General features: G+C 55.8%; 4 protein-coding genes. All 4 read right to left on the bottom strand.

The features are described from left to right. On the bottom strand, positions 1–2,667 hold a 2,667-nt coding region (locus K0A93_13375; protein MBW6513079.1), incomplete at its 3' end, for an insulinase family protein. Between the two features lie 178 nt (positions 2,668–2,845). Continuing rightward, the gene (locus K0A93_13370; GenBank protein MBW6513078.1) at positions 2,846–4,108 is read right to left on the bottom strand and encodes an OFA family MFS transporter; all 1,263 of its coding nucleotides are present in this window, start codon (positions 4,106–4,108) and stop codon (positions 2,846–2,848) included. Between the two features lie 553 nt (positions 4,109–4,661). Further along, a complete protein-coding gene (locus K0A93_13365; GenBank protein ID MBW6513077.1) occupies positions 4,662–6,005 on the bottom strand; it encodes an OmpA family protein in 1,344 nt (447 codons plus the stop codon). A gap of 298 nt (positions 6,006–6,303) precedes the next feature. Continuing rightward, complete coding sequence (locus tag K0A93_13360) at positions 6,304–6,744, bottom strand: hypothetical protein (GenBank protein ID MBW6513076.1); 441 nt, start codon at positions 6,742–6,744, stop codon at positions 6,304–6,306. Positions 6,745–6,873: the final 129 nt, after the last annotated feature.

The following is a 6,873-nucleotide window of genomic DNA, read 5'->3' as shown; positions in this document are numbered from 1 at the left end:
CTCTTTGATAGCGGCGTCATCAAAATCACCGCGCGCCGCCCAGCGGGCCGCAGCATCGTAAACATCAAGGGTACGCTGCACATGCGGATCACGATAGGAAAGGAGTGAAAAGGTCCCCCCTTCGGCGTTATACCCCGCCATCCCCCCGTAGGCCCCCCCTTTTTCACGAATTTCCCGATGCAGATAACCAGCCCGCAGCAGTTTGGCCAAAACTTGCAACGGCGCGGCATCGGGATGCACATAAGGGACTGCGGGGAATACCTGGGCAACATAACTGACCGGGACCGGGGCCACCCACCCGACCCGCAGCGATGAAGCGTTGAACGGCGTGAGCGTCGCCGCGTGCGGTGCGCCGGGGGGGAGCGCTGCAATGAATTCTTGCAATGGAGTCTCAACAGCGGCAAAGTTTGCTTCCTCGCAAGTCACGGCAGCCGTCAGGTTTGCGCGGCAGAAAAGCCGCGCAGCAGTCTCTGCCAACATGCGCGCCGGTTCAGCCAAATCCGCCGTCGGCAGCGCCGCCAATTGTTTGAGCCGCTGAAAAAAACTGATCCCCGCCCATTCCTCGCGCAGACGTCCTGCGGCAAAGAGACCAGCCGCGGCAGAACGTGCCGCGTAACTGTGACCGGAACCAGGGATCGAATTTTCCAAACCGGTTTTCATTTGACCAATGATCGTTGCCAAGCGCTCCAGGTTGGTAAAATCAGGAGCCGTCAGCAGGTCGCGCAGAATTTCGTACATCGTCGGCTGATTGCGCGTCAGAGCCTTTCCGCGCACCGCAACCAGTCCGTCAAAATGAGTCAACGACGCAGGGGCCACCAGCACATCTGTCCCCGCCCCGACACCACCAGTGCCCGCTTCGATCCGCGTTGCCATCTGCTGATAGTCGTAACCGGCCGCGCCAATCTGGTTAAGCAGCGCACAACTCAACGGCACCCATGGCCGCAGCTCATCCGGCAAGCCGTCGGTAGTGAAATGAGCGGCAAAATAGCCGATCCCGTTGGTCGGCTGGTCAAAACGGTAAATGGGTCGATCACGGTAATCACAGCGCAGATAGGGAACAGCGATTTCCTCAGCCGGGATGTCGGCGAGGGCCAGGGTCGGCAGACAATCCAGGTTCTCTGCCTGTTCCTGCCCCCGCTGAAGCGCTGCCGCTTGCCTGACCAGCGCGTCACAATCTTCGCCTCTGAAGCTGGCTCGCAGCGCGCTTAATTTCTCAGCCAGAGCCTGATCTTCCCGCGACTGCTGTTCCGGATCGGGGCGCAGCGTCAGGGTGACACGATGAGGGTTATTGAGCAGCTGGCGGCGAACCAGGTCTGCAAAGTAATCCTTTTGCGCCAGTTTGTCGCGCAAGGTGTGGAAACAATCTTCAAGCTGCAACGGGGACAGCGGATCATCACAATGCAGCCACGAGCCGAAAAGCCGCATCAACAGCGCCAGAGGGTAAGGATAATGGTCGCCACTGACCTCGCGTTGCGAAAATTCCAGGCGGTGCAATACGCCCTCGATCCGCTCCGGGGTGAAACCCTGCGCCACAACCTCTTCCAGCGTCTGGATAATCAGCTGCTCAATCGCCTCGGTACTGTCAACATGCGTCCCCTGCAAACCGGCAGCAAAGTAGGTACTGCGATAATCATCGTGGTAGCCGATCCCCGGAGCCAGCCCGCTCCCGAGTCCCGATTCAATCAACGCCCGATAGAGCGGCGCAGCCGAATTACCCAACAGCAGACTGGCAAGAACGCCGAGGGAGAAAGATTCGAAACGGTCCTCAATATCGCAGGTCAGCCAGCCGATCTGCACAATAGTTTTGCGCTCGTGTGCTTCCCCGGCAGGGAGCGGAAAGGTTTCGTTGACGCGCAACGGTGCCGACAAACGCTGTTCACTCGCAACCTGGCTGTTGACCTTGCGCGCGCCGAAATGCTTGAGCACGCGCCCTTCAATCATTGCCAGATGTTCTTCCAACGGAAAACTCCCGTACAAGAAAAACCAGGCATTGCTCGGATGATAATATTCAGCGTGGAATCTTTTCAGGGCAGCATGCGTCAGGGCGGGGATGTCACTCGGCTCGCCCCCGGAGTTGTGCCGATAAGTCGTCGTCGGAAAAAGGTGGCGGTGCAGACGGCGACTGACCAGCGAAGCCGGATCAGCCATTGCCCCTTTCATCTCGTTGTAAACCACCCCTTTATATGTCAGCGCGGAGTGCGGATCGTCGGCTACCGTAAATTCAAGACGGTGTCCTTCCTGACCAAAGTCTTCTTCCCGCAACAGTGGAAAAAAAGTCGCGTCAAGATAGATTGAGAGCAGATTGTCGTAATCTTTGCGATTCATGCTGGAGAACGGATAAAGCGTCCAGTCACTGGAGGTCATCGCATTCATGAACGTATTGAGACTGCGCTTGAGCATCGCAAAAAACGGATCGCGCACCGGAAAATTTTGCGATCCGCAAAGAACCGTGTGTTCGAGGATGTGTGCAACGCCGGTCGAGTCTGCGGGCGGAGTACGAAAGCCGACCGCAAAAAGATTGTTCGGATCGGACGTTTCAAGATAGCTCAGACGGGCCCCGGTCACACCATGGGTGAGACGCCACAGACGGGCATTAATTTCTTTCAAATCATGATTTGAATCAACATGAAAACCGGCGTAACAGTCACCAACAGATAAAGATGTCATTCTTCAAAAACCTCACAGTGTATGTAATTTTGGCAAAATTAGAGTTTACAGCGTACGCCGCCGATGTCAGTAAAAAAATTGATGCGTAGCAAAGTAAAAAAAACGGCCCCTCGAAAGGGGCCGAATAACAGAGGTGTAACACTATGGGGTGGAGCTGATCGACTGAGTCGATATATTTTTAATTGCGCGCCTGTTCGACGGCGAGTTCCGCTTCGGTAACCGGGACGACAACGTCGTCGGCAACCTGCGGGGGGGTCAACGTTCTGGCGATCATCGCGCCGATCAGTAGCAAGATTCCGGCGGCAGCAAAAGAAGTTGCAACGCCACCAGTTTTAACGGTAATTGCTGCGGAGAGCTTCACCAGGACAAAAGCCCCGATCCCCCAGGCCGAAAACAGGATACCGTAGTTCATTCCGTAATGGGTGGCACCCCAGTAATCTTTGGCAAAGGAAGGGAAGAGTGATAAATTGGTTCCGTAATTAAAACCCATGAAGGTCGCCAGCAACGTTACCAGAATCGCGCCACCGTGATTTCCGCCAACCACCCAGATAGCGGAAAACATCAACATCGCCTGAAAAACCAGCATGATCATCAACGTGTTCACCCGGCCAATTTTGTCCGAGAGAATACCGGCGATAATGCGTCCCGATGCGTTGCCGATGGCCATCACGGCGACGGCGATAAAGGCGTATTCGCCCATGCTCTTTTTGGCGATCCCGGCAACACTGCCAATCACCATCAGCCCGGCACCGGCGCCGACAAAAAAGGCAATCCAGAGCAGATAGAGGCGTTTGTCCCGCAACACCTCTTGCGGGGTCATGTTGACAACACTGGACAATTTCTTTGCCTGGATCGTTGCCGTTTCGGCAGGCACGAAGCCCGCAGGAGGATTGGTCACCATCAGCGCCATACCGCAGACAATAGCAATAAAAGCAATGCCCAGAATCATCATCGTATTGTGCAATCCGTAAGCACCGAGCAAATACTTGGACACCGGCGCCAGATAAACCGGCGCGATGCCAAAACCAGATACCACAATCCCGGCGATCAGACCGGTCTTGGTCGATGGAAACCATTTCAACGCTGGCGGAGTGGCGGCAGAATATCCAAAACCGAAACCGAGACCGGCCAGCACGCCAAAACCGAGAATCCACCCCCAGTAGGCGGATGTTTGTGAACAGACGATAAAACCTGCACCGACCAGCAATCCACCGATGATGGCGGTGATTCGCGGGCCAAACTTGTCCTGCGCCTTGCCACCGATAATCATCGAAGCGGCAAAAGAGAGACACGCTACCGCGTACGGGTCACCGGCACCACTGAACAGCTTGCCAATATCCCCCTTGAGCATGCTGTAGGCATACAGGATACCGAGAGCAAGATTGATTCCCGTTCCGGCAATGACAACCCGCCATCCACTAAAAGCAGTTACTTTCTTCATAGTTATTTTCTCCTTTGTCATAAAAAAGCTGTCTTGCATGGCTGTGTATCTCAGTTGAAAAAGGAGCGGCCAACGCCTCCTGCCGCGGAATTTGATCGGAGCAGGTTTTTTTCGCAGTAATCGATTCAGCATCTGCTCACTCCTTTTGAAATGTTTTATCTGCCGATACATTGTTATGTATGCGTCTAGTTAGCAACCTGGATACCAACCCGATAAAAATATTTAATATTAAATTTTATCCTTTAAATTCAATAAGTTATAAAAAAGTAAAACAGTCTTGACACAAAGGTTCGACGGCCAGGGATTTGCGCTGTTGCGAATAAACAGGGGGAAGAGTTTAACTGCGAAATGTTTTTCAAAATGGTGCAACACCGGAGATTACGGAGATATGCAGGTGTATTTTGCGATGACGCGACCGGATATGGCGGGTTTTGCAGATATGCAAAAAATAAAGGGGGATAAATTTGACCGGGACGGATTTCCGTAACGACAAAGCCCCCGGAAGAGATACCGGAGGCTTTGTCGTTACGGGTGTAACTATATTCGGATACGGTTACCGGGGTTTGAACACGGTGGTCTCGATCGCAGCCTCAATCCGCCGGTTTTGCCGACGCCCCGCAGCGGTGGCATTATCGGCGACCGGATTCTTGGGCCCGTGACCGACGGCCTTGATACGAGCGGGAGCAATTTGATATTTTTTAATCAGGTAGGTGCGCACCGCATCGGCACGCCGCTGAGAAAGTTTTTTGTTCAGTGCGGCAGAGCCGGTACTGTCGGTGTATCCTTCAATCGTCGTGGTCGTGCCCGGATAGGTATTCATGAATTCACCGAGTTTATTGATTTCAGCAGTGTATCGATTCGCGATTTTTGTCTGCCCTGAAGCGAACAAAATATTGAGATTGATTTTGACGTTTTGCTCGATCGGCGGCGGACACCCCTTACGGTCGACCGCCAACCCGGCGCGGGTGTTCGGACAGATGTCCTCGCTGTCAGCAACGCCATCCTTATCGCTGTCGGGCGGGCAACCGTTGACGTCAACCGTAACTCCGGCGGCCGTTCCGGGGCACTCATCATAGCTGTCAGCAATACCGTCGTTGTCGCTGTCAAGCGGACAACCAGTGAAACCGACGCGCACCCCGGCGGCCGTCCCCGGACACTCGTCATGCGCGTCCAGAACACCATCTTTGTCGCTGTCAAGCGGAGATTGAAGCTGGGTCTCAACCAGGGCCGGAGCCTGAACCTCGACCGGAACTTCTTCCGATCGCTGCTCGGGCCACGCTTCGGCTACCGGCACGGCCTTCACCGGTGTACTGGAGGTGCCGCCAAACTGAAAGGCCAGCCCAAGCATGGCCTGGAAATGATGACGCCATTCGCGCTCATCACCACTATCTGAAGCGAAGTCAGCCTGGGTCTTGGGGTTGAGCATGTAGCGCAGATCGATCCGCAAAGCGAGCAGCTCGGTAAGAACGTGTTTGATGCCACCATTCACGTAGCCCATGTAGTCTTCATCCTGCCCCCGACCGCCTTTGTCAAAATCATAGATGATCCCGCCAAGGCCGACCCCCAGATAGGGGTTGAGGGCGTCTTCGGGCTGAAAATGATAGAGCAGACCGGCACCGATGGTATAGATACCGACATCCCGGCTCCCGCGGCTGGCATCATACTCGGTCGGCGTATAGCGGCCATCAAGTTCGAGGCTCCAGTTTTTGTCGACATTGTAGCCGAACCCGAGCCCGGCGAACCCTTGATTCTCCAGGTCGAGGGCACCATCGAGTACATGAATACCGACCAGCGGCGTCAGCGTGACCGCCCCCGCGCGGTTCTCAGCCAGAGCACTGCTACCGAAAGCCAGGACAACCACCAACAAAATGACAAGTCGCGTTGCAAACCGAATCATAACAAATCTCCCGAAAAAATTAATGCTTATGCCAGTAAATTTCATCATTATAGGGGTACAATGTAATTTGGCAAGAAAAAACAGACCATTATCGCGTGTCATCCTCCCCACCCCCCGACCGTCGAAGACTCTATCCATGCCAACCGCTCGGCAATCGTCTTCTCGTCCCCCGCTCGGTCGGTCGATTAAACGTTGTTCCGACCGACATCGGGGCCAGCTCTGCGTCGCACCGACGCGGCGCGACCTGTTGTTCCAAGATGCAGCGGATACAGACCCCGGGGCGGGTTAATTCGTGTCATCAGGCCGGAGCGGAGTTCCGTGACCAGAGCAGGCGTCCGGACTCCGCTTCGCTGACATCGTACCCGCGCCGGTAGGCCGCCGCCACGGCAAAACGCGCTCCCTGGCGAACATTGGCGCAGCAGACGGCGTCAGCCGTCGCGGCCACACGCAACAGCGCCCGTTCATGGGCGGTCGGCACGGCGACAATGAGCGTGGTCGCCCCGGCATTGCGCAACGCGGCCAGGGCGACCAGCAGGGTAAAGCCGCTGGCCAGGCCGTCATCGACCACCACCAGCTCGCGCCCGGCCAGTTCGACCAGCGACCGACTCTCGCGGAACAGCGCCACCCGCCGCGCGACTTTGTCACGGGTCTGCGCGATCCCTTGCGCCACCACATCGGGAGCAAGCGCGGCCGAGCGAACCAGCACCTCGTTGAGTCGGTAACTGTCGTCGAAGGCCACCGAGTATACCTAACTCAATGATCTTTCTTCTTGGGGCCCGGCTTCTGAGGGCGAACCGTCCGTCTCAACTGCTCCTCCACCGTGTCCAGAAAGGACCCTGAGCCTAAAGGTCGTCCGGTGCGCTCATGA

The sequence above is a fragment of the Desulfuromonadaceae bacterium genome, assembly GCA_019429445.1.
Taxonomy (GTDB): domain Bacteria; phylum Desulfobacterota; class Desulfuromonadia; order Desulfuromonadales; family JAHYIW01; genus JAHYIW01.
Note: the sequence above shows the minus strand (reverse complement) of the source record. Positions and strands in the feature narration are given on the sequence as shown.